The 21,083-nt window shown below is 60.2% G+C and carries 14 protein-coding genes; 7 read left to right on the forward strand and 7 right to left on the reverse strand.

Annotation, left to right across the window (positions count from 1 at the left end; translation table 11 throughout):
- Window positions 1-48: 48 nt before the first annotated feature.
- On the reverse strand, window positions 49-2,358 hold the full coding sequence (locus ACQKEK_RS01400; protein ID WP_499140828.1) for a putative bifunctional diguanylate cyclase/phosphodiesterase: 2,310 nt from the start codon (window positions 2,356-2,358) through the stop codon (window positions 49-51).
- Between the two features lie 198 nt (window positions 2,359-2,556).
- Between ACQKEK_RS01400 and ACQKEK_RS01405 the strand changes: the two genes are divergently transcribed.
- Complete coding sequence (locus ACQKEK_RS01405) at window positions 2,557-3,477, forward strand: AraC family transcriptional regulator (RefSeq protein WP_499140829.1); 921 nt, start codon at window positions 2,557-2,559, stop codon at window positions 3,475-3,477.
- A gap of 1 nt (window position 3,478) precedes the next feature.
- On the opposite strand, the gene ACQKEK_RS01410 is transcribed toward ACQKEK_RS01405, so the two are convergent.
- From ACQKEK_RS01410 to ACQKEK_RS01420, 3 genes are all read right to left on the reverse strand, one after another.
- The gene (locus ACQKEK_RS01410) at window positions 3,479-5,005 is read right to left on the reverse strand and encodes a sialate O-acetylesterase (protein ID WP_499140830.1); all 1,527 of its coding nucleotides are present in this window, start codon (window positions 5,003-5,005) and stop codon (window positions 3,479-3,481) included.
- 138 nt (window positions 5,006-5,143) lie between these two features.
- On the reverse strand, window positions 5,144-6,865 hold the full coding sequence (locus tag ACQKEK_RS01415; protein ID WP_499140831.1) for a response regulator: 1,722 nt from the start codon (window positions 6,863-6,865) through the stop codon (window positions 5,144-5,146).
- The gene (locus tag ACQKEK_RS01420; protein ID WP_499140832.1) at window positions 6,849-8,375 is read right to left on the reverse strand and encodes an ATPase domain-containing protein; all 1,527 of its coding nucleotides are present in this window, start codon (window positions 8,373-8,375) and stop codon (window positions 6,849-6,851) included. Before ACQKEK_RS01420 ends, ACQKEK_RS01415 begins: the two co-directional genes overlap by 17 nt.
- Window positions 8,376-8,809: 434 nt before the next feature.
- Here ACQKEK_RS01420 and ACQKEK_RS01425 point away from each other — a divergent pair, with 434 nt between their 5' ends.
- The 5 genes from ACQKEK_RS01425 (at window position 8,810) to ACQKEK_RS01445 (ending at window position 16,682) form a co-directional block, all read left to right on the forward strand.
- Window positions 8,810-10,120, forward strand: coding sequence for an ABC1 kinase family protein (locus ACQKEK_RS01425; protein ID WP_499140833.1), 1,311 nt, complete (start codon window positions 8,810-8,812; stop codon window positions 10,118-10,120).
- 64 nt (window positions 10,121-10,184) lie between these two features.
- Window positions 10,185-10,886, forward strand: coding sequence for an SDR family NAD(P)-dependent oxidoreductase (locus ACQKEK_RS01430; protein ID WP_499141328.1), 702 nt, complete (start codon window positions 10,185-10,187; stop codon window positions 10,884-10,886).
- Between the two features lie 362 nt (window positions 10,887-11,248).
- A complete protein-coding gene (locus tag ACQKEK_RS01435) occupies window positions 11,249-12,985 on the forward strand; it encodes a sensor domain-containing diguanylate cyclase (protein WP_499140834.1) in 1,737 nt (578 codons plus the stop codon).
- Window positions 12,986-13,477: 492 nt separating this feature from the next.
- Window positions 13,478-14,266: a WecB/TagA/CpsF family glycosyltransferase gene (locus ACQKEK_RS01440; protein WP_499140835.1), complete on the forward strand. Its 789-nt coding sequence runs from the start codon at window positions 13,478-13,480 to the stop codon at window positions 14,264-14,266.
- Between the two features lie 454 nt (window positions 14,267-14,720).
- Window positions 14,721-16,682 carry a methyl-accepting chemotaxis protein gene (locus tag ACQKEK_RS01445; RefSeq protein WP_499140836.1) on the forward strand — a complete coding sequence of 654 codons (1,962 nt, stop codon included), beginning with the start codon at window positions 14,721-14,723 and terminating at the stop codon, window positions 16,680-16,682.
- 150 nt (window positions 16,683-16,832) lie between these two features.
- Here ACQKEK_RS01445 and ACQKEK_RS01450 read toward each other — a convergent pair whose 3' ends face one another.
- Window positions 16,833-17,804, reverse strand: coding sequence for a hypothetical protein (locus ACQKEK_RS01450; RefSeq protein ID WP_499140837.1), 972 nt, complete (start codon window positions 17,802-17,804; stop codon window positions 16,833-16,835).
- Window positions 17,805-18,082: 278 nt separating this feature from the next.
- Here ACQKEK_RS01450 and ACQKEK_RS01455 point away from each other — a divergent pair, with 278 nt between their 5' ends.
- Entirely contained in the window at window positions 18,083-20,029 is a 1,947-nt protein-coding gene (locus ACQKEK_RS01455; RefSeq protein WP_499140838.1) for a DNA topoisomerase III, read from the forward strand.
- A 7-nt stretch (window positions 20,030-20,036) separates the two neighbouring features.
- Here the strand turns inward: ACQKEK_RS01455 and ACQKEK_RS01460 are convergent, their stop codons facing one another.
- Together ACQKEK_RS01460 and ACQKEK_RS01465 are read right to left on the reverse strand one after the other, a co-directional pair.
- Window positions 20,037-20,351 carry a hypothetical protein gene (locus tag ACQKEK_RS01460; protein WP_499140839.1) on the reverse strand — a complete coding sequence of 105 codons (315 nt, stop codon included), beginning with the start codon at window positions 20,349-20,351 and terminating at the stop codon, window positions 20,037-20,039.
- Window positions 20,348-21,043, reverse strand: coding sequence for an AzlC family ABC transporter permease (locus tag ACQKEK_RS01465; protein ID WP_499140840.1), 696 nt, complete (start codon window positions 21,041-21,043; stop codon window positions 20,348-20,350). The genes ACQKEK_RS01460 and ACQKEK_RS01465 overlap by 4 nt, the downstream gene beginning before the upstream one ends.
- Window positions 21,044-21,083: the final 40 nt, after the last annotated feature.

The following is a 21,083-nucleotide window of genomic DNA, read 5'->3' on the forward strand; positions in this document are numbered from 1 at the left end:
TGCCGGCGTTTTTTTGTCAATGCTAGACCCGTGATGCGGGCTGCTGCGTCATCCACAAACGGGTTCCGCCGTTCGGGTGAACGGAGCGTATTGATAGAGCTGTTCGGCTGACATGGGGCGGCTGAAATGATAGCCCTGGGCAATGTCGCAGCCCGCCAGCTTCAGGTAGACGAGCTGATCCCGTGTTTCCACGCCCTCGGCCACCACCGTCAAACCCAGGCGCTTCGCCAGCGTGATGGTGGACGAGACGATGGGGTTGTCGTCATAGCTGTTCGACAGTGGGGCGATCAACGCCCGGTCTATCTTCAGGGTATTGAGCGGCATCGAGTGCAGGTGGGCGAAGCCCGCATAGCCTTTCCCGAAATCGTCAAGGCTGATATTCAGCCCGGCCACGCGCAGCCGTTCGAGATGTTCGACCGCCATCCCTTCATCATCGAGTACGACCGTTTCGGTAACCTCTAGCTCGAATTGCCAGGCTTCTATGCCACGCTGCGCCAGCTCGCCCAGCAAGCGCTCGCTGAAATCGGCTTGTCGAAGCTGGATGGCCGAGACGTTGACGGCTAAACGCGAGGAACGACCTTGTGCCCGCCAGTGCTTGAGCTCCTCGAGCGCGAGACGTATCACTTCCCAGCCGAGCGCGACGATGAACCCGCTGCGCTCGGCCAGCGAAATGAAGCGATCCGGGTAGAGCAGGCCGAATTGCGGGTGTTCCCAGCGCACCAGCGCCTCATATCCGCAGACCTGCATCGAATCCAGCTGGATTTGCGGTTGATAGTGCAGGACGAATTGCCGCTCGCTCAACGCGGCAACCAGCGACTGCTCCAGAGAGAATTCATTGATATCCGTAAGGTTCAGGGAGGGGTCGAAGAACCGATACTGGCCGCGGCCGGACTGCTTGGCCGAGTACATCGCGGCGTCAGCGCAGCGGATCAAACCGTCGACCTCCTGACCATCACGGGGACAGATGCTGACACCGATGCTCGGGCTGGTGTTGACCTCATGTTCATCGAGGGCATAGACGGCGGTGAGCTTGTTCACCAGATCGCGGACCCAGGTATCGATCTGCTCTTCACTTCGGTCGCCGGCGAGCAGCACGACGAATTCATCACCACCGAAGCGAGCCGCCTGATCACCGGGCTCCAGCGTGCGGCTGATCCGGCCCGCCACGGCCTGCAGTAGCAGATCCCCGACCTTGTGCCCCAGCGAATCGTTGATCGATTTGAAGCGATCCATGTCGATGAAGAGTATCGCCATCAAACGTCGCAGATTGCGCTGGCGAGCCAGGGTTTCAGCGCAGATATCCAGGAATTGCCGGCGATTGTGCAGGCCGCTCAGGTGGTCGGTAGCGGCTGCATGGGTGCTGCGCCGATGTTCGTCCTCCAGACGACTGATCCGCTCTTGGTCGATCCGATGGGCCTGCTCCAGCGCGCAGAATGCCTCGTGACGCCTCTGCAACAGCCGCATCGCCCAGATTGCCCCGCCGAGGATGAGCAGCGTCATGCCCAGATTCATCCACAACTGACGGCTGAAATTGCGCTGGTGGGCCGCGAGAATGTCGTCGATCTGCTGGCTGACGACCACACTGAAGCCACTATCACGAGCGCGGCTGTAAAGGCTCTGATATTCCTGATCAGTGCTGTATTGGATGGTCATGCCGACATCCGACGCCGCAGGCAGACCGGGTCTGAGGCGTTTGCCTGCGGCGGTCATGCCACCGTTTGTGAAGTGGAGCCGTCCCTCGTCAGCACTGTCCAGTAATCGCACCAGCCCGGTAGCGCCCAGGTCGGCGTGATTGAGTAGAACGGCGAGTGGGCTGACGTCCAGCTGCACCAGTAGGATGCGCTTCAACTCAATCGAGTCGGGGCCGGTCAGCGGTATCAGAAAAGGCAACTGCCAGCTTGCAGGCGCTGCGGCCTGCTGCAACGCCATAAGTCGTGGCAGGAGGGGCTTGTTACCGTGTTGCGCAATATGGGCGTGGAGTTCCGCGAGCCATTGTTCTGGCAGTGGCGGGGAGTCAGACGTGCTGGCGAGCAGGCGTCCGTTCAGATCGTAGAGATTCAAGCGTTTGAGAGTAGGATCCTCGGCAAGCATGCGAACGAGGCTTTGATCGTCGGAGCTGAAGCCGTCGCTCAACATCAGGTGACCGATGACCCGCACCCGGTCGACGCGTTGTTGCAAGTTCTCCACGGCACTACGGGCCAGGCTGAGATGCTCGGCGCCCTTGGCTTGCAACGCCGCCCTTCGCGACGTCTGTCCGTGGTGCCAATACGTTCCCCACAGGAATGCCAGCGTGGCTATACAGAGCGATAGCAACAGCGCTTGAGGAAACGTGGGGGAGGACAGGAACCGTCGAATCACGGCAGGGCACTCAATGCGTAGTGGTGGCAAAATATCATCACGTTATGTCATGGCGATGACAGCGCTCGGAGACGCACATTGGCTGGCTGCGGATGCTCCGCCGCGAATCGCCGGGTTCTGCACACAAAGGTCCTCATCGCTCAGGCAAAATCAAACGAACTGCTAAGCTGTTTCATCCGTTTCCGGAACCCGCTGCTCATGAATTCCTTCATTTCCCCATCGAGTGACGAGACCAGCGCACAGCGCGCCGAGCTGGCGCGGCTGGTCGAAGGCGCGGTCAGCGGCGACGGTATGCACCCGACCGCCATCGAGCCGCTGCATCTGATCCGCTGCGCAACGCCTGGCGAGATGACTTATGGCCTGCATAAGCCGGCCTTGTGCGTCATCGTTCAGGGCGGCAAGGAAGTGCGCCTGGCTGACGAGCTGTATCGGTACGACCCGCTGCACTATCTGGTGGTATCGGTGACGCTGCCTGTTGCCGGCTGCGTGATCCGGGCGTCCAGCGAGGAGCCTTACATCTGCATTCGGCTGGACATCGACCCATCACTGATTGCCGGGCTGGTTGCCGACGCCAACCCGGCGCCAGCGCCGGAAGATACCGCGGGGCGTGGCCTCTATCTGGACCGTATCGACGCGCCGCTGCTGGACGCCACCCTGCGGCTGGTGCGCCTGCTAAACAACCCCAAGGACATCCCGGTCCTCGCGCCATTGGCAGTGCGCGAGATTTTCTACCGACTGCTCTGCGGGCCGCAGGGACACCACCTTCAGGCGGTGGCGCTGCAAGGCAGTCAGTCGCACCGGGTCAACGATGCGATCGAGTGGCTCAACCGCAACTACGTCGAGCCGCTGCGCATCGATGAGTTAGCACGACGGGTCAATCTCAGCAGCTCCAGCCTGCATCATCGATTCAAGGCACTGACGGCCATGAGTCCGTTGCAGTACCAGAAGCAGCTTCGCCTGCAGGAAGCCCGCCGGTTGCTGGTGGCCGAAGGGTTGGAAGTGTCGGCAGCGGGATACCGGGTGGGCTATGAAAGTCCCTCGCAATTCAGCCGGGAATACAGCCGCTTATTCGGCGCCTCCCCGGTCAAGGACCTGGCCCGCCTGCGCAGCACGGCCTGACTCAGCGCGGCGAGTCATGCCCTTGGCTGGGCTTGAGTTCGAAGGCAATGGACCAGTTGTAGAGCGGGTAGGGCTTGCCGACCAGCGCCTCGATGTTTGCCTCTTCCGGCATGCCTTCGTCGGGCAGGTATTCATAGGTGGCGTCCGCTACGGTCGGGTCACTGTCATGCAGCTCACCGGCGCCGCCTGTTGCATGGCTGGCGTAGCGGATGGTCGGGATGCCCACCAGATCGCGACCGACAACCAGCCGCAACACGGTATCGGCAGCGGCTTCGATGTTTTCCACGGGCACCTTGCCCTTGTCATCGGTGATGACGAAACCATAGTTCTCGATCATCTGCGCCTTGTGCCCGAGATAGGGCTCGCTGAACGCCAGCGGCGGATGTGGCACGTGGAAGTCCATCAGGATTTCACGACCTTCGACGGTCGCGCGCAGCGGTGACAGCGGTTGCCAACCACGTTGCTCGATCACCACTTGATGGAACACCTTGCCGAGCATCTGGCCGAACCAGCGATAGCCATTGGCGGATAGATGCGTGCCTTTGTCGACGTAGGGATAGACCGGGCCGGCGAGGTACCAGTTGGGTTCTTCCTTCGCCAGTTCCCACTGCGCAAGACCGATGTCCAGGCTGCCATCGACGACCGACGTCTTGGCGTCGGTCTGGTAGCTGATGAACGCAGGCATCCGCTGCTGGCCGATGGCCTTGGCGGTGTCCTCGTTCAGGTCGTTGCGTAACTGACGCAGCATCTTCTTGTAGGTGGCCTTGTCGTTGATGCCGCCCTGGACTTCGGCATAGTCATATTCGCCCTGCAACCAGAACAGCGCGCTGAGGGTGTAGCTGGCGTCATCGGCTTGCGCGACCTGCCGGGCCTGATCCACCACCTGGAGTACTCGCTTGTATTCGTGAGTGCCGCCGACCTTGGATAGTTGTGCGATGGAACGGCCGGAGGTGGCGGCGTTGCTGGCGACGAGCAAATGCTCTGGGTCGGCCTTGATGCCTTTGCTGTCGAGATAGAGCCGTCGGGCCATGTTCAATGCGCCCACCTCGACCGACTCGCCTTCTTCCTGCGCCTGTTCTTCCAACTGCGCGACGGCCTGCGGGTGGAGCAGAACCTTGGGGTCACGTTTGAGCTGCACCACCGCCTGCAGCGGCTTGAACGCGGCACCACCGACCGGCACGAAACGATCACCACTGAAGGTCGCCGAGCGCGTCGCGTCGCCCAGCATCAGGTTGTCGTAGCCCGGCTTTTTCGACAGCGCGGGCCAGCCCTCGGCTGCCGAGGCCAGCGACTGACCGAAGGTGATGATGTGGTTGTACTTCGCGTCGAGCGCTGGCGGCTGATGCTTGGGTTGCTCGATCATCTGCTGGCTCCAGCGCTTGTTCTGCGCGTCGCGCGCCGCGATAGCCTGTTCATCGGCATGGGCGAGCAGTGCGGCGCCTGATAAAAGCAGGCCGCTGAAGGCATAAGCAATCGGGGTGCGAGGGGCCAGGAAGGTTCGGCGGGACTGGTTGTCAGCAGTGAGCATCGATCGGTTCCTTGTGATTGAGGCGCAGACGAGCGCGATGCAAGAGGAGGCGGCCGGATGCGGCGTACCGCAAGCGTAGGGCTGGCGTTTCGACGGCCTGGGATGCGCTTAGTTCTGGTGGAGTGCGCGCGACGGGCCCTAGCCATCAAGGCGATGCACATCGCGAGCGGCAAGGCTGTGGGGGGCCAAGATGGTTTCGACCACGCCCTTGAGGGCCGCTGCCAATTCTTCCAGCCGGTAGGGTTTGGCCAGCACCTGTACGCCTTCGGCTTCGGCCGTTTGCTTGATTGCCTCGGCGTAGCCACTGGTGAGCAGAACCGGCACACCGAACTGGCGCGCCCGGATTTCCCGTGCCAGCTCCAGGCCGTTCATGCCGCCGGGCATCATCACGTCGGAGAACACGACATCGACTTCCCGCTCATTGGCGAGCGCACCCAGCGCTGCCGCGGCGCTGGCGGCATAGGTCACCTCATAGCCGAGGTGTTCGAGCATCTCGCCCACCAGTGCGGCCACTTCGTCATCGTCATCAACCAGCAATACGTTGCCCACCGAGCGCCGGGCCGGCTCGTTCACCAGCGGTTGGTCTTTCGCCGGGCTCGGCAAGTTGGCCGAGCGCGGCAGCAACATCACCACGCTGGTGCCCTGGCCGCATTCGGTATCGATCCACACCGTGCCGCCGGATTGCCGCGCAAAGCCGTAAACCTGAGCGAGGCCGAGCCCGGATCCCTTGCCGATTTCCTTGGTCGTGAAGAAGGGATCGAAGACCCGATTGCGAACATCAGCAGGGATGCCGACGCCGGAATCGATGACCGCCAGGCGAACAAAGTCGCCCCGGCGACCCAGCACCTGCTCGCCGGGAGCGTTACAGGCCTGCAGAAGAATCGAGCCACCTTCAGGCATGGCATCGCGCGCATTGACCGCGAGGTTGAGGATGACCAGCTCGAGTTCGCCTGGATCCACCTCGACGGGCCAAAGGTCCGACGCAAATTCTTCTTTCACGTGCACATCGCCGCGCAAGCTGCGGTCGAGCAGTTCGCGCATCTGGCTGATCCGCTGAGCCAGGTCGACGGCTTCCGGCGCCAATGACTGACGGCGGGAAAACGCGAGCAGCTGACGGGTCAGTGCCGAGCCGCGCTGGGCGGCTTGTCGCATGCCGTCCATGAGGCGCTTGCGGCGCTCTGGATCGGCGCGGCGATCAAGCATGTCGAGCCCGCCAGAGATCACCATCAGCAGGTTGTTGAAGTCGTGGGCGATGCCGCCGGTAAGCTGGCCGATGGCTTCGATCTTCTGCGTTTGCCGCAGGGTTTCTTCGATGTGCGCACGCTCGGCCATCTGCGTGCGCAATTCGAGGTTGGTGCGTTCCAGTTCGCTGGTGCGCTCCACCACCAGCGCTTCGAGCTCTTGTGAGGCCCGTTCGCGCGCGTCGATCAGTGCGCGCACTTCGTACTGACGCAGGCGACCCCGTACGGCGGCCTGAACGGCGCTGGTCAGGGTGATGCTCTGCACCGGCCGCTCCAGCAGCGAGACGTTGCGCAGCGCCGCCACCATGCGCTGACGCCAGGCGGCAACGGCGGGCTGTTGGTGCTTGCTGGTGAGGACCACAAACGGAAAGTCCGACCAGGGCGGTTGCTGATCGACCCAGTCGGACAAGGCCTGTAGATCATGGCCAAAAAGGCCTTCTTCGGCGATGAACACCGCCGCGGCATCGGTTTCGGCGCGTTGCAGCACTTCATCGACGCCATGACAGACCACCGCATCCATGCCGCTGCGGCGCAGCAGTTCGGCTGTGGCCGGGCCATCCCGGCCGATGGGGGCGTAGACGACGATCAGCGGATGCTCTGGTTTAGTGGGCGTCGTCATGCTCGTCTGTCAGTAGCTCAGTCGCATCACCGGTGTATTCCGGTGTGCCCGATAGAATCCCGCTGAAGTGACTCAGCGGTGGCCCGACCTCGACGCCGGTAGTGCTGAGCCGGTATTCGCGAACGGTGTTCTCGTGCCGCCCGCTGCGCTTCTTGACCACGGACAAGGCCCTGCGGACGATGCCGGCGTGCTCGAAGTAGCGCAGCATGATAACCGCATCGCTGAGGTAGCTGATATCGATTGGCGTATCCATTGGGCCCACTAGTCCATGCTGGGCCAGCACCATGATGCTGATCACGCCTTTCTGCCCCAGATAGCTCAGCAGCTCGTGCATCTGCAGAATCAGAAAGCGGCCATCCGGCATCGCATGCAGGTAGCCATTGAGGCTGTCCAGGATTACCAGCTTCGAGCCTTGCTCTTCAACGCTGCGACGCACGGCTGCGGTGAATTCACCGGGTGACAACTCAGCCGGATCAACCTGTTGCAGATGCAGCAGGCCCTGTTCGATCCAGGGCTCCATGGCAAGCCCTAGCGACCGTCCGCGCGCCAGCAGCGTGGCGATGTTTTCGTCGAAGACGAAGAATGAGACCTGCTCGCCGCGCTTGCATGCGGCTACCGCAAAACTCAATGCCATCGACGACTTGCCGACGCCCGCTGCCCCGACGAACAGCGCGTTGGTACCGCGCTCCAGACCGCCGCCAAGCATGATATCCAGTGCGGCATTGCCGGATGAGGCCGCCTCGCCAATGTAGCGGGAGTGATGCTCGGCCGCGATCAGGCGAGGGAAGATCTGCAGCCCGCCTTTGCGGATGACGAAGTCGTGATAGCCGCCGCGAAACTGGATGCCGCGCATCTTCACCACGCGCAAACGCCGCCGCTCGGCGCCGTAGTCGATGGCCAGCTGCTCCAGCATGACCACGCCGTGGGAGATCGAGTGCAGCTGCAGGTCGCCCAGTTCCGAGGTCTGGTCGTCCAGCAGGATCACGGTACAGCGGCGGGTGGTGAAGAAGTGCTTGAGCGCCAAAACCTGACGCCGATAGCGCAGCGGGCTTTGCGCCAGCAGTCGCATTTCCGAGAGGCTGTCGAAGATTACCCGGGTCGGGTTGGTTTGTGTCACGCGGTCGAAGACTTGCTGAGTGGTTTCGCTCAGCTCCATCTCTGCCGGATGCAGGACGGTCAGTTCTAGCTCGGGGTCGAGGCTGGCCTCGGGGGTTACCAGCTCGAACACGTCGATGCCTTCGAGCGACCACCCGTGCCGCTTGGCGACCAGTTCCAGTTCTTGCTTGGTTTCCGACAAGGTCACATAAAGGACCTGTTCGCCCTGACGAACGCCCTCCAGCAGAAATTGCATGGCGATGGTGGTTTTACCGGCGCCCGGGCTGCCTTCGTAGAGGTACATCCGGTTCGGGTCCAGGCCGCCGCCGAGGATGTCGTCCAGTCCTTCGCTGCCTGTGGAAATACGAGGGAAGTCTTCGTCCGGGTTGAAGGAAGGATCAATGTGATCGGTCATTCCGTACTCCTTACGCAGGCTTCTGTATGAATGAAGCCGCGCTCATCGTTCCTGCCGGCCGAGTCCATGCATTCAGAACAAGGGCCATGCGGAACACGCCCGTAAAGTGCCTATTCGGCGGGTCGGGCTAAAACCCTCTCGAACAATCGTCAGAGGCATACCGAGCGAGCTTATTGCAGGCGTTCGGCGGACGATAGCCGAGGGGCGCAGTCAGATATTCCGACTCGTTTTTCCCTGGCCCGTTCCGTGTCAGCCTGTTTGCCAGACGCGCTCAGCCGGCTTTATGGGGGGCTTGATAGCCCGCCAAGACGTTTCGCTTGTTGTGTCGAACAGGCTACTGACGAGATGACGACGCAACAGGTTGCAACCATTGACCCTTGGTTCATCTGGTCAGCTGCCCCATGATCAGGCTTTGCCTGCCGCGGGTAACCTGCATGTCTCGTTTCTCTCGCCCATCGGCGTCTGCACTGGGGCGCTTCCTCAATCTCGGCGGCACCGGCGCGCGTATCGCCGGGAATCTGCTGGTGCAGCGCATCACCCCCGGCAAGGCACGCATCGACTGGGCGCCGATCGGGGCCTTGCTGGGGGATACGCTGGGGCAGATGAAAGGCCCGGTGCTCAAGCTCGGCCAGCAAGCCTCGCAGTGGCAGGACGTTCTGCCCCCACCGGTCAGTGCGGCATTGTCTCGTCTGCAGAATCAGGTGCCGTCGCTGCCGTTCGCCTCTCTCGAATCACACCTGCAGCGTCGCTATGACGGACGCTTGTACGAACTGTTCGACACCATCGAAGCGCAACCCGCCGCGGCGGCGTCCCTGGGGCAGGTGCACCGGGCGCGTGATCAGCAGGGGCGGGCGTTGATCATGAAAATCCAGTATCCGGGCATCCGCGCCATCTGCGACGCCGACCTGCGTCAGCTGCGCCGGCTGATGCCGCTGGGGCGATTGTTAGGCACGCCCTCGGCGCGACTCGAATCCGTCTACCGTGAGTTGCAACGCGGCATCGACCAGGAACTCGACTACGACGCCGAGCGCCAAAACCTGGAGTGCTTCCGTCAGCACTTTGCGGATTGGCCAGGTGTGCATATTCCCTTTGCCGCAACGGAACTGTGCCGCCCAGGTGTGCTGGTGCTGGAGGAGCGGCCGGGGCGCTCAATGAACGAGGTTGAGCAGGCGCCTACCGAAATTCGCCAACGACTGGCCGAAGCGCTGTGCGACTGGCTTGCCGAGCAGGCGTTCGGCCTCGGGCAGCTGCACGCCGATCCGCACCCGGGCAATCTGGCCTGGACCGAGACGGGGGAGCTGGTGGTCTACGATTTTGGCAGTGTGGTGCCACTGCCGGAGCGTTTGCTGCGTGCTTATGTGCAGATCTTCGATGCCCTGCGCGGCCCCTCCAGCGAGGCGCTGGAGGCGGGCTTCCAGGCACTCGGCGGTCGCCAGCCTGGGAGCGCGCCACCGCATAGCCTGTATCGCCGCATCCATCTGCTGCTGCACCCGTTGCTGCAACCGGGCGCGCAATGGGATTTCCGCGGCGCATCGCTGCATCAGCAACTGATCGAGCTCTCGCCGCTGTTGATGTCCGCGCTCGGCAGTCTGCAGCCGGCGTCCGGTACGCTGCTGGTCAACCGCACGCTGGAAGGGCATTACTGGAATCTCTACCGACTCGGCGCATGCCTGCCGGTGGCCGACCTGCTGGCGAACCATATCGAGCAATGGCGCGCCGGCCTGCAAACCAACAAACCGGGCTAAGCGCTCGATCTGAACCGAGCCCGACCCACCCAACCAGGCCGGATCTTGGCCAGAGGCAACCATGATGCAGATGGAATCGTTCCCCGAGGGCTATCGCGCGCTGATCATTGGTGCCTCCGGCGGCATCGGGGCTGCGCTGGTCGACGCGTTGCGCACGGACCCGCGCTGCTCATCAGTAACGGAACTGGGGCGCTCGACTTCGCCGCCGCTGGACTTGTCTGATCCGGTCAGCATCGAGCAGGCTGCGGCAGAGCTAGCCAGGCATGGGCCGTTCCACCTGATCATAAACGCCGCCGGCGTGCTGCACAGCGATGCGTTCATGCCGGAAAAACGCCTCGCTGACCTCGACCATCAGCAGCTACTCGAAACCTTTCAAGTCAACACCTTTGGCCCCGCGCTGCTGCTGCGGTATTTCTCCGGATTGCTCGACCGTCAGCGGGGCGTACTGGCGATGCTCTCAGCCAAAGTCGGCAGCATCGGCGACAACCGCCTCGGTGGCTGGTACAGCTATCGCGCCTCCAAGGCCGCGCTGAACATGCTGATCAAGACCGCCTCCATCGAAATCAAGCGCAGCCAGCCGAATGCCGTACTGCTGGCGTTGCATCCAGGCACGGTCAGCTCGAATCTATCCCAGCCCTTCCGCGGCGCCGAGATTGGCCGGCCTGCCGCCGATGCAGCGGATGATCTGCTGCGTGTTATCGACGGGGTGGGACCCGAGGCGAGCGGCGGGTTTTACGCCTATAGCGGTGAAGCGTTGCCCTGGTAGAAGCGGGCGATGAACTGGGGAGGGCAGGGACTGCTGATTTTCAGCTACATAGGGTGTGTCGTTTCTAATTGCTGGTGGCGCGGCAGCTTGAGGTAACCCGGTTCGACTGATCCTGAACTAAATAGCCTTCAGGAAACGGTTCCACAACCGAGCGCAACGGGACTTACGTCGAGCCGTCCGCGAGGGGAAAGTATGCTCGAATAGTCTTCCCTGCCACTGACCCCTAGCATCTGTCAGGCGCGCTCCCTCTATGTTCATGATTTCACAATGGGAGTGATGGTCCGTTTTGCGTATATTCCATTAAAGAACCGCAGCGCTACGTATGACCCGGGCACACGCGAACATAAGACAGGCTTTGGCAGATGGATCTATATAAGCAGGTATTGTTCGCGTTTATTGTGCTGCTGGCAGCGGCGCAGACACGGGCAGCACCAGAGGTAGTAATTGGCGAGCACCCGATCAAACAGACCGATTTTCGGATGGGCTATTTTGTCGATGCCTCGCACAACCTGACGTTTGATCAGGCCAGAGCCCAGCCATTTAACGAAACTGGCAACCGGACCTCTCTTGGCGCTGATGCAAGGGTCGCCTGGTACCGGCTTATTCTGCGCAACGCATCGGATACGGATCAGAAGCTGTTTATTCACCTTCCGCATGCATACCATCTGCGCTCTGTTGAAATTTATGAAGAACGGGACGGCAAGCTGCGGCAACGCGAACAGCTTAATATGAACCAAGCTGCTGATTCCGACTTGATGTTTCGCGGAACTTTAGTTTTCCCGCTGGCGCTTCCCGCGCAGCAGTCCACCACGCTGTACTTGCGCAGCGTATCTTATTCTCACCAATGGTTCGCGATCGATATTTATAACGAACGAGCGTCGCGTCTGGCATTGGTAAGTGTTAATACCGATATCGCTCTTATGGTCGGCATGCTGCTCGCTCTCGTGTTCTACAATGCGCTGCTGTATTTCGCCACCAGTAACAAGGAGAACATCTACTATTCGCTTTATCTTATCTCAGGGCTGGTCTGGATCGCGCTCTCCTACGGCCTGATTGCCAGCGTGTTTAATGGGTATGGTGACGCAGTTTTCCAGCTGAACATGTCGCTGATTACGATGCCCATCTTCTTGCTGCTGTTCATGATGTCAATCTTCGAGACGAAGTTGTTATACCCCACCGAGCACCGCTTTCTGCAAGCACTGATTGCGCTCCTGGCGGCCACCTTCATATGGTCCTTTTTCGATATTTCTGCTGCGCTCAAACCGGCAAGCACTCTGGCAGCGCTGATGATGCTGGTCACCTTTTCGGTCAGCATCTCGCTGTATCGCAAAGGTCATCCGCTCGTAAAGTATTTCCTGGTTGGCCACAGCTTCTTCGTACTATTCAATATTCTTGCCGTGCTTACTTATAAAGGCATCCTTTCACCGACCTATGTAAGCAGTCATGGGGTTGGCATCGGTATCGTGCTCGAAGCGCTGACGCTAGCATTTATCATCTCGCACCGAATCAAGCTGCTAGAGGATATGCGTGCCGCTCAAGAGGATTTGAAAAAGCAGGCGGACACTGACCCGCTGACCAAGCTGTATAACCGACGGTACTTCTTTCCAGAATCAGATTACTTACTCAAGCTGGCCAGAAGCTCCCGCACTTCGATATCGATCGTGACGCTCGATATTGATCATTTCAAACGCATTAACGACTCCCACGGCCACGCCAGTGGCGACCAGGTCATCAGGCTCTTGGCGAAAACTCTGAAAGAAGAAAGTCGCACTATTGACCTGGTTGCTCGTTTGGGCGGCGAGGAGTTTGTCGTTCTGCTGCCAGGGGCTAACCTCTTGGAGGCTGGCCAATTTGCCGAGCGCATCCGTTGCGCCGTGCAGGTGCTGGAAGTTACGTCCAGCATAGGCGAGAACATTCAGGTCACCGTAAGTATCGGTGTCGCAGAGATCGATACCACCCAAGAGAGCATCGAGTCCGCACTGGCGCGCGCCGACGGGGCGCTGTACGAGGCTAAGGAAAGCGGTCGCAACCGCGTGTGCCAAGCAGAGCCCGCTATGGTTTCTAGCATCGAAGCGTTGGCTGATTGCGTAAGCGATTGAACCGATTGGTGTGCCCGTTGTGACCCAACCGCCTGACCATCGGCGGGACGGATTGGGCAACTCTCTATATAGCCATATGGATGGGTCTTGCCTGGCGCGTCGCTGCTGATGCGCTGCGGCATCGCATAGGTCCCGTGACGACCTGATGCGGTTGTTTCTTTGCGACCAACTCCTCCACGCCAAGGGCATTGCCCAGGTGCTCGATCCACACGGCGTTGCGTTGCGAGCTGGCCGAGCACTGTCCCCATCCTTATTGATCGACACAGCTGCCGAAGCGACCGCAAATGCGTGTCAGACGGCAGCGCTGCAGGTTGATCGCCACGGGCGCGTCAAAGCCAGCTGTTCGCCGTCCGGTTCCTCGCCGCTTGGCTCGAACCTCTGCATTCGATCGGGTTCAGTTTAAGAACAATGCAAGCTTCAGCGGCGTTTAATGCTGGCTGAGCTTGAATGCACCCCTATGCGATGCCCTATGTTTGACGAGGAGACAGCGTTTTGCAAAAGCTTTTGGGACCCAAGGAGCCCCATGCAGACGAGCGACCGTCCAGTTGCAACAGACAAAGCACAGTAAGAGGGTTCGATATCGAGTTCTATGACGGATCGAATGCTGAACTCATCGCCCACATCATCGAGGCGAGCAACCGCGAGTTCAGCTATATCGTCACCCCTAACGTCAACCATGTGGTCCGGCTCGAAGACGATCCCGAACTGCGCCGCGCCTATGCCAACGCCAGTCACAGGATTTGCGACAGCCAGGTGTTGAAAGGCTTGATGACACTGCTGCGCATCCCTGTCCCGGACGTTATCCCTGGCAGCGACCTGACCGCGGAACTGATGTATGTCGCCGAGGCGAAAAGGTGGCGGGTAACGGTGGTTGGCAGCGACGCATCGGGCGTACGAACGATGCGTCAGCTATACCCGAATGTGACCTTTTTCCACCACAACCCGCCCATGGGGTTCGACGACAACCCGCAGGACGTTCAGAGGTGCATGGACTTCGTCATCGGTCATCCTGCCGAGCTCGTGGTACTTGCCGTAGGTTGCCCTCGCCAGGAAGTTCTGGGGCGACTGATTCGAGCAGATGGCCGAGCAAGAGGGGTCGGACTTTGCGTCGGGGCGTCAATCGACTTCCTCTCCGGCAAGGTTAAGCGAGCGCCGAGATGGATGCAGCGCATGTCGCTCGAATGGTTGCACCGTATGTGCACCGAACCGCGACGCCTGGCAAAGCGCTACGCCAAAGATGCGGTTCGCATCATGCCTATCGTGTACCGGCAATTTCGGTGATGGCCGGAGCGTGACGGCCGTCGTTCCCTTTTACGACTGCCGTCCGACCCGACGCTGTCGTTGATCTGGTTGTAATCGAAAGAATTTCGCCAGCCCAACCCATGGCGGCGCAGCCGCCACCCACCCTCGATCGGGATAGGTCCACCGAGTAACGCACATCCCGACGAGCGGCGAGATATTGGCGTTACTAAATTGACTTGGGTCAGGGGTGGCTGAGGCTCAAACTGAAAAAATACCGCCGGTCAAAAACGGATTCCGCGCAGCCTGTTCGGTATACGTCGGCCTCTGTATTGGGCATCCACGAAAAGCTTCTGAGCATCTACGAAAAGCTTCGACCGCCCAAACAGACATAAAAAAAACCGCTCTCACGCATCGGATGCATTGCATCCAGGTGCAGCGGAGCGAGAAATGCCCATGCCTGCGCCGCTCCGTGAAAACGGAGCATGAGGTTCCTATGCTGAAAAATATTCCCCTGAGCGCGAAGCTCGTTCTCATTCTTGCGTGCCCGGTACTCGGTTTCCTTTGGCTGGCCAGCCTGTACATCGCTAACAGCTACAGCACGCTGAAACAGATGGAGGACACTGTAGAGGCCAGCGTGGCCGCGCAGACCGTCAGCCGTCTGATCACCGCATTGCAGCGTGAGCGCGGCGCCAGTGGCGTCTACCTGGGGAGCCAGGGACGCACCATGGCGAATCGCCTGCCAGGCATGCGTCAAGCTACCGATGAAGCGTTGAGCGCCGTGAGGGAACTTGCCGCACGTGATAGCTCGCACATAGGCAGTGTTCTAAAGGGCCTTGATGAACTTCCGGCAACACGTTCACAGGTCGACACGTTTGCGATCACCAATGTGGAGTCGGGTGCGCGCTTCACCGGACACATCAGATCCCTGATCGGTTTCACACATGCGGTGGAACGCGGCGTGCAGGACGCCACGCTCGCACGAGCGCTAGGCGGCCTCAATCAGTTCATCGAAATGAAGGAGCGTGCAGGCCGCGAGCGCGCGATGCTGGGTGTTGTCTTCGCTCAGGATCGCTTCGACGCGCCTTTGCTTGCATCCTTCAGCCGAAACCTCGGTGAATTCTCTGCCTATATGGAAGGCTTCCGTCGAGCGGCGGCGGAGGGTTTTACCCGTGCGCTGGACGAAAAGCTGCAGCAGCCGAGCGCGCTCGAAGTGGCGCGGCTGCAACGGTTGGCTTTTGAGGTGCCGATTGGTCAAAGCCTGGGCGTTGACAGTGAAAAGTGGTTCGAGACAGCCACCAACCGGATCGATCTTATGGGTGAGCTGGAACAGACACTGGCTCAGGACGTCGGGACCTTGGCCGCTCACGCGCGCGACGAGGCACAGAGCGCTTTGTGGATGACCGTCTCCGCGGTGGTCATCGCGCTGTTGGTAGTGGTTGGCCTGTCCTTGCTGATCATTCGCAACATCAAACTAGCCGTTCGAGAGGTCAATCAGGCGCTGCTGGCGCTGTCGGCGCGGGATCTAACGGCCAAGTCGTGCTACGAGGGCAAGGACGAGTTCGGCGAGATCTCACGCAACCTCAACCTCATGGCGATGGAACTGCAGCAGGTCGTTCAAGAGATCAGTACCGCAACGGCGCAGGTGGCGACCGCCGCCGAGGAGTCATCCGCAGTCACCGTACAAACGAGCGAGAGTATCGATCGGCAGCGTCAGGGAACCGAGCTGGTGGTGACCGCCATCAACGAAATGAGCGCGACTGTGCGCGATGTGGCCAGAAGCACAAACGATGCGGCCGAACTGTCGCAGCAGCTCAACACCAATACCGCTCAAGGGCGAGCCGAGGTTGAAAGCACCATTGGCGTCATTCGTGAGCTTTCTGACCAAGCTGACCAGACGGCAAGCATCATCGCGGACCTGAAGCGTGAGAGCGATTCCATCTCGTCTGTGCTGGATGTGATCCGTGGGATTGCCGACCAGACGAACCTGCTGGCGCTCAACGCGGCCATCGAAGCTGCACGAGCAGGGGAGCACGGGCGTGGGTTTGCCGTCGTCGCGTCTGAGGTACGGACGCTTGCGCAGAAGACACAGGAATCAACCGGCAGCATTCAGGAGATGATCGCCAACCTCCAGGGCGGGGCTGACCGGGCAGCTCGCTCGATGCAGGAAACACTGGTCAAAGCGCAGAACGGCTCCAGCAACATTGGCCGGGCGGGTGAGTTGCTCGCAGAGATTGCCGAAGGTGTGTCGGCGATCAGTGATCGCAACCTGCAGATCGCCACGGCAGCGGAGGAGCAGAGTGCGGTGGCCGAAGACATCAACCGGAACATTGTTGAAATCAACGATGTCGCGATTCAGGTGAGCGCGGGCGCAGAACAGACGGCCACGACCAGTCTGGAACTCGCCCGCCTGGCTGAGCAACAGCAACAGCTGGTGGGCCGGTTCAAGGTTGCTTGAGCCGCGACACTGCGGTGCGAGGCCACTGCCGCAAAGCAGCCGCTCGCTACGTTAGTGGAGCCGTACCGCAGGCGGAGCTATCCGTTACGCGCTGCAGTGCGGTCCACCCACGGTAGTTACCGCTTTTTGTTGATGAGGTGGAGAAGGGATCTAATCTAATACTCTAAATTCGCCACTGTCAGATACTAGGCTTGTCAGTCCCCAGCCTTCCTCACTATAGATAGATGCCCTGTTACCACCCAAGGCTTCAAAAGCGCTTGCAAGCTCTTCACAGGAGAAATCATCAAATCTGTAGAAGCCCGAGCTAAGGTAGGAACTCTCTACGGTGACAGTGATGCCATCTGCACGATCATCTATGCTGCAAAATGGCGCATGGCTGTATGCCAGAGATCTCTCTACAGCCCTCGCAACCAACTCTAAATATTGCTGATAGTGAAGTTCGTATGCTTCATATTTCGAAAAAAGACTGGAGTAAACCTCTGACAGTACCCCCATATCGAATACCGCCAGCAATCCTATTTGGCCGATCTTAAGCTTTAGGCACATGCTACTCCATGTGTCGAAATAGTTAAAATCAGGGCCAGTGCCGTCCTTGACTTTATATATAAATATCGAGGCAGGAACTTCGGAGCTATTACACCTAAAGTCGATTGGTTTTGATACTCCTTTGAGGATAGCCTGAAGGACTCTGTATGGAAATAGTTCATCTGGCTCAAGAATATTTCTAGAGCCTGGGAAAGATCTATTCAAGTTCAATGCAGTCTCTTTTCTTAACATCCCCAGATAAATCTTTATCAACCAAAGAGCAAGCCGCCCCTTGTCTAGTTTGCAAAAAGCCTCATAGCCATCTGTGAAAGCATTTTTTACCTCTAGCTCGATTGAGGATAGGTGCACATTATTGCAGAGCTTGCAGCATGGAATTTTAATATCCTTGTATCTAATTCTGCTGCCATTCAAAAGAATTATGCTTTCATTCCAAAGGGAGAATTTATTTAATAACCATTTAGGAAATACGTGTTCTTGTGAGTAATTGTGTTGTTTTTCATGAAGTTCCTCGCCACACACAAAGCAGCATTTGGGATCGAATATCTTTGTAAGATTGCTGTGCTGAGTAATGTCCATATAGTCTCGTTAATATCGCCAACGTAGTGACTATACTATTGCGAGGCAAGAATAATTTCCAGAAGATATCTGGATATGTATTTGTTCAAAGATTGACATGACATTTATTATCCATCGGCCGGCTGCTCTTGCCGAAAGCAGACCTTCGTCATTCCCATCCACGCTGGATTTCACCGTCATCAGCAATTCGGATCTGTATATCCATACAGATAATTCTTGCCTGCCGTGTCGTCGCTGCGCATGCTAGTCAGCATGGCAAATGACCCAGTGACAACGTGATGCGGCTGTTTCTCTGCGAAAAACCTTCTCAAGCCAAAGATATCGCTCAGGTGCTCGGCGCCACGCGGCGTGGCGATGGTTGCTGGCTTGGTGCTGGCGTCACTGTGACCTGGTGCATCGGCCATTTGCTGGAAACCGCACCGCCGGACAGTTATGACGCGCGTTACAAGCGCTGGGTGCTGGCTGATCTGCCGATCGTGCCCGAGCGCTGGAAGATGCTGGTCAAGCCCAAGACCGCCAGCCAGTACAAGGCCGTGAAACGGCTGCTGGGCGAAGCCAGTGAACTGGTGATCGCCACCGACGCCGACCGCGAGGGCGAGATGATTGCCCGCGAACTGGTGGAGCATTGTCGTTATCGAGGGCCGATTCAGCGGCTGTGGCTGTCGGCGCTGGACGATGCTTCGATTCGCAAGGCGCTCGGCGGTCTGCGCGCGGGTGCCAAGACATACAATCTCTATCAGTCGGCTTTGGGGCGCTCCCGAGCCGATTGGCTGATTGGTATGAACATGAGCCGACTGTTCACGCTGCTTGGTCGGCAGTCCGGCTATCAGGGTGTACTACCGGTTGGTCGGGTGCAGACGCCGACGCTGCGGCTGGTGGTCGACCGTGACCGCAGCATTGCGGACTTCGTGCCGCAGCCATTCTGGGCCATCGAGGTGCAGCTTTTGGGTGACGATCCGGTGCCCTTTAGCGCGCAGTGGCGCGCGCCGGAGGCACACAGCGATGATCAGGGGCGTTGTCTCGACCAGGCGCTGGCGCAGCGAGCGGCCGAGGCCATGCGCGCGGCGAGCAGCGCTCGGTTGCAACGACTCAAGACCGAACGCATGCGCGAAGCGGCGCCGTTGCCGTTCGATCTGGGCACCCTGCAGGAAATCTGCTCGAAGAAGCTCGGCCTGGGTGCTCAGGAAACGCTGGATATCGCTCAGGCGCTCTACGAAACCCACAAGCTCATCACCTATCCGCGCAGCGATTGTGGCTACCTGCCGTTGAGTCAGCACAGCGAAGCACCGGGCATTCTGGCCGCGTTGGCGCAGGCCGATCCATCCCTCGGCGAGCTCGCGCCGCGCCTCGAACCCCGGCGCAAGTCGCGCGCTTGGAATGACGCCAAGGTCGGCGCGCACCACGGCATCATTCCCACGGCGGCAGCTCGCGCCTTCGAACGACTGTCGGGCAAACCGCGGGCGGTCTATACGTTGATCCGGGCGCGTTACCTGGCGCAGTTTCTGCCCGCGCATGAATACGATCGCACCCAGGCCGATTTCGACTGTGCTGGCCAGGCGCTGCGGGCCGTCGGCAAGCAGATCGTCGAGCCGGGCTGGAAGCGCGCCTTGCCCGATGCGCTGGCGGCCAATCGCGGCCGTGAGGCGCCAGGGCCGCAGACACTTCCGACGTTGCGTGAGGGGCAGATATGCCCGATCCACGACCTGACCTTCAAGGACCTTTGGACCCAGCCGCCCAAGCCCTTCACCGAAGGTGATCTGATCAAGGCGATGAAGAACGTGGCCAAGTTGGTAAACGATCCCAAGCTGAAGCAGAAACTCAAGGACACCACGGGCATCGGTACCGAGGCGACGCGCGCCGGGATCATTCAGGGTCTGCTCGACCGCGGCTACCTAACCAAACAGGGCAAGGCATTGGCGGCGACGCCGGCGGCCTTCAGCCTGATCGATGCAGTGCCGCGCGCCATTGCCGACCCCGGCACCACGGCGATCTGGGAACAGGCACTGGACATGGTGCAAAGCGGCGAAATGAGCCTGGACGAATTCGTCAGCAAGCAATCGATGTGGATGAGCAAGCAGGTCGAGCGCTGTAAGGGCGTTCGCCTGGCTATCAGCGGGCCCGCCGCGCCTGCCGGTCGCGGCGCACCCTGGAAAAAGCGCAAGGGCGCGGGCCGCAAAGCTGCACCTAAGACGCGCCGCGCTGCGAAGTCACCCAGCCCCGCATGACGGTCTGCTATCCGGCAAACCAGCCCTGCAAGAGGTAATAGCAGGCGCAACCCAGCACCGCCGTGACGATCAGCCCCAGCCGTGTCGCCACAGCGATGCCCGCCACCAGCGCCAATGCAACGGTGGCGGCGAGCGGTGCCTTGGCGGCCTCGCTGTAGAGGATGTACACCGCGAAGTTGATGAACACGGCGGTCGGCAGCACGCGCTCAAGAATGCGCCGGGTCGCGTCGCTCAGGTCGAGCGTGACGAACACCGGCAGAATGCGCACCAGGCAGCTGGTGGCGAACAGCGCCGCAATGGCCAGCAGCACGGATGTGTTCATGAGCGCACCCGCGCCAGTACGAAGGTGGCGAGCAGCACGCTGGGAATCCAGAAATACAGCGGCCCGAGCAGCATGATCAGCGCCACGGCGATTAGCGTGCAGAGCGCGACGGCCAGCGACAAACGAACGTGGCTGACGCTGAGTTGGGGCAGGCGCGAGCGGAGCTGGCTGGCAGAGAGGAACATCAACACGACGCTTGCCGGGAAGCCCAGGTTCAGGTCGGCGGCGAGCCAGGTCGCCGGGATCAGATTGCCGATTACCGCACCTGCCACGCCGGCAAGCACCCAGGTGAGGAACAGCGTGGCGCGGATCACGGCCAGCGATGCCCAGTTGTCCTGTTCACTTTCGGTGGCGTAGGCCTCGTCACCTAGCATATGGGCAAGGAGCGCGCGTAGCCCCCTGGTTCGCGGCAGCCGTGAGGCCGATACATAGGCGATTGGCAAATAGCGACTGTTGATCGAAGCGGTGAGCAGCAACATGGTGATGAACCCGGCGCCGGAATCGGCCAGCGGCAGCACGGCAAACTGACCGCTGCCGGTGAACCCCAACAGGCCTATCAGGGCGACTTCTAGCGGGCTCCAGTCCGAGCGGCCGGCCAGCACGCCAAACAACAGGCTGACCGGGATGATCGCCAGCGCGGCGGGTGCGACCCGGCGCAGGGCGTCGAAGGGTCGGTATGCGGTGGCTTCCATCTGTCGCTGTCCTTAATGGCTCGAAGGGTGCGCTCATCGC

The organism is Pseudomonas sp. NPDC077408, assembly GCF_050269105.1.
GTDB lineage: Bacteria > Pseudomonadota > Gammaproteobacteria > Pseudomonadales > Pseudomonadaceae > Stutzerimonas.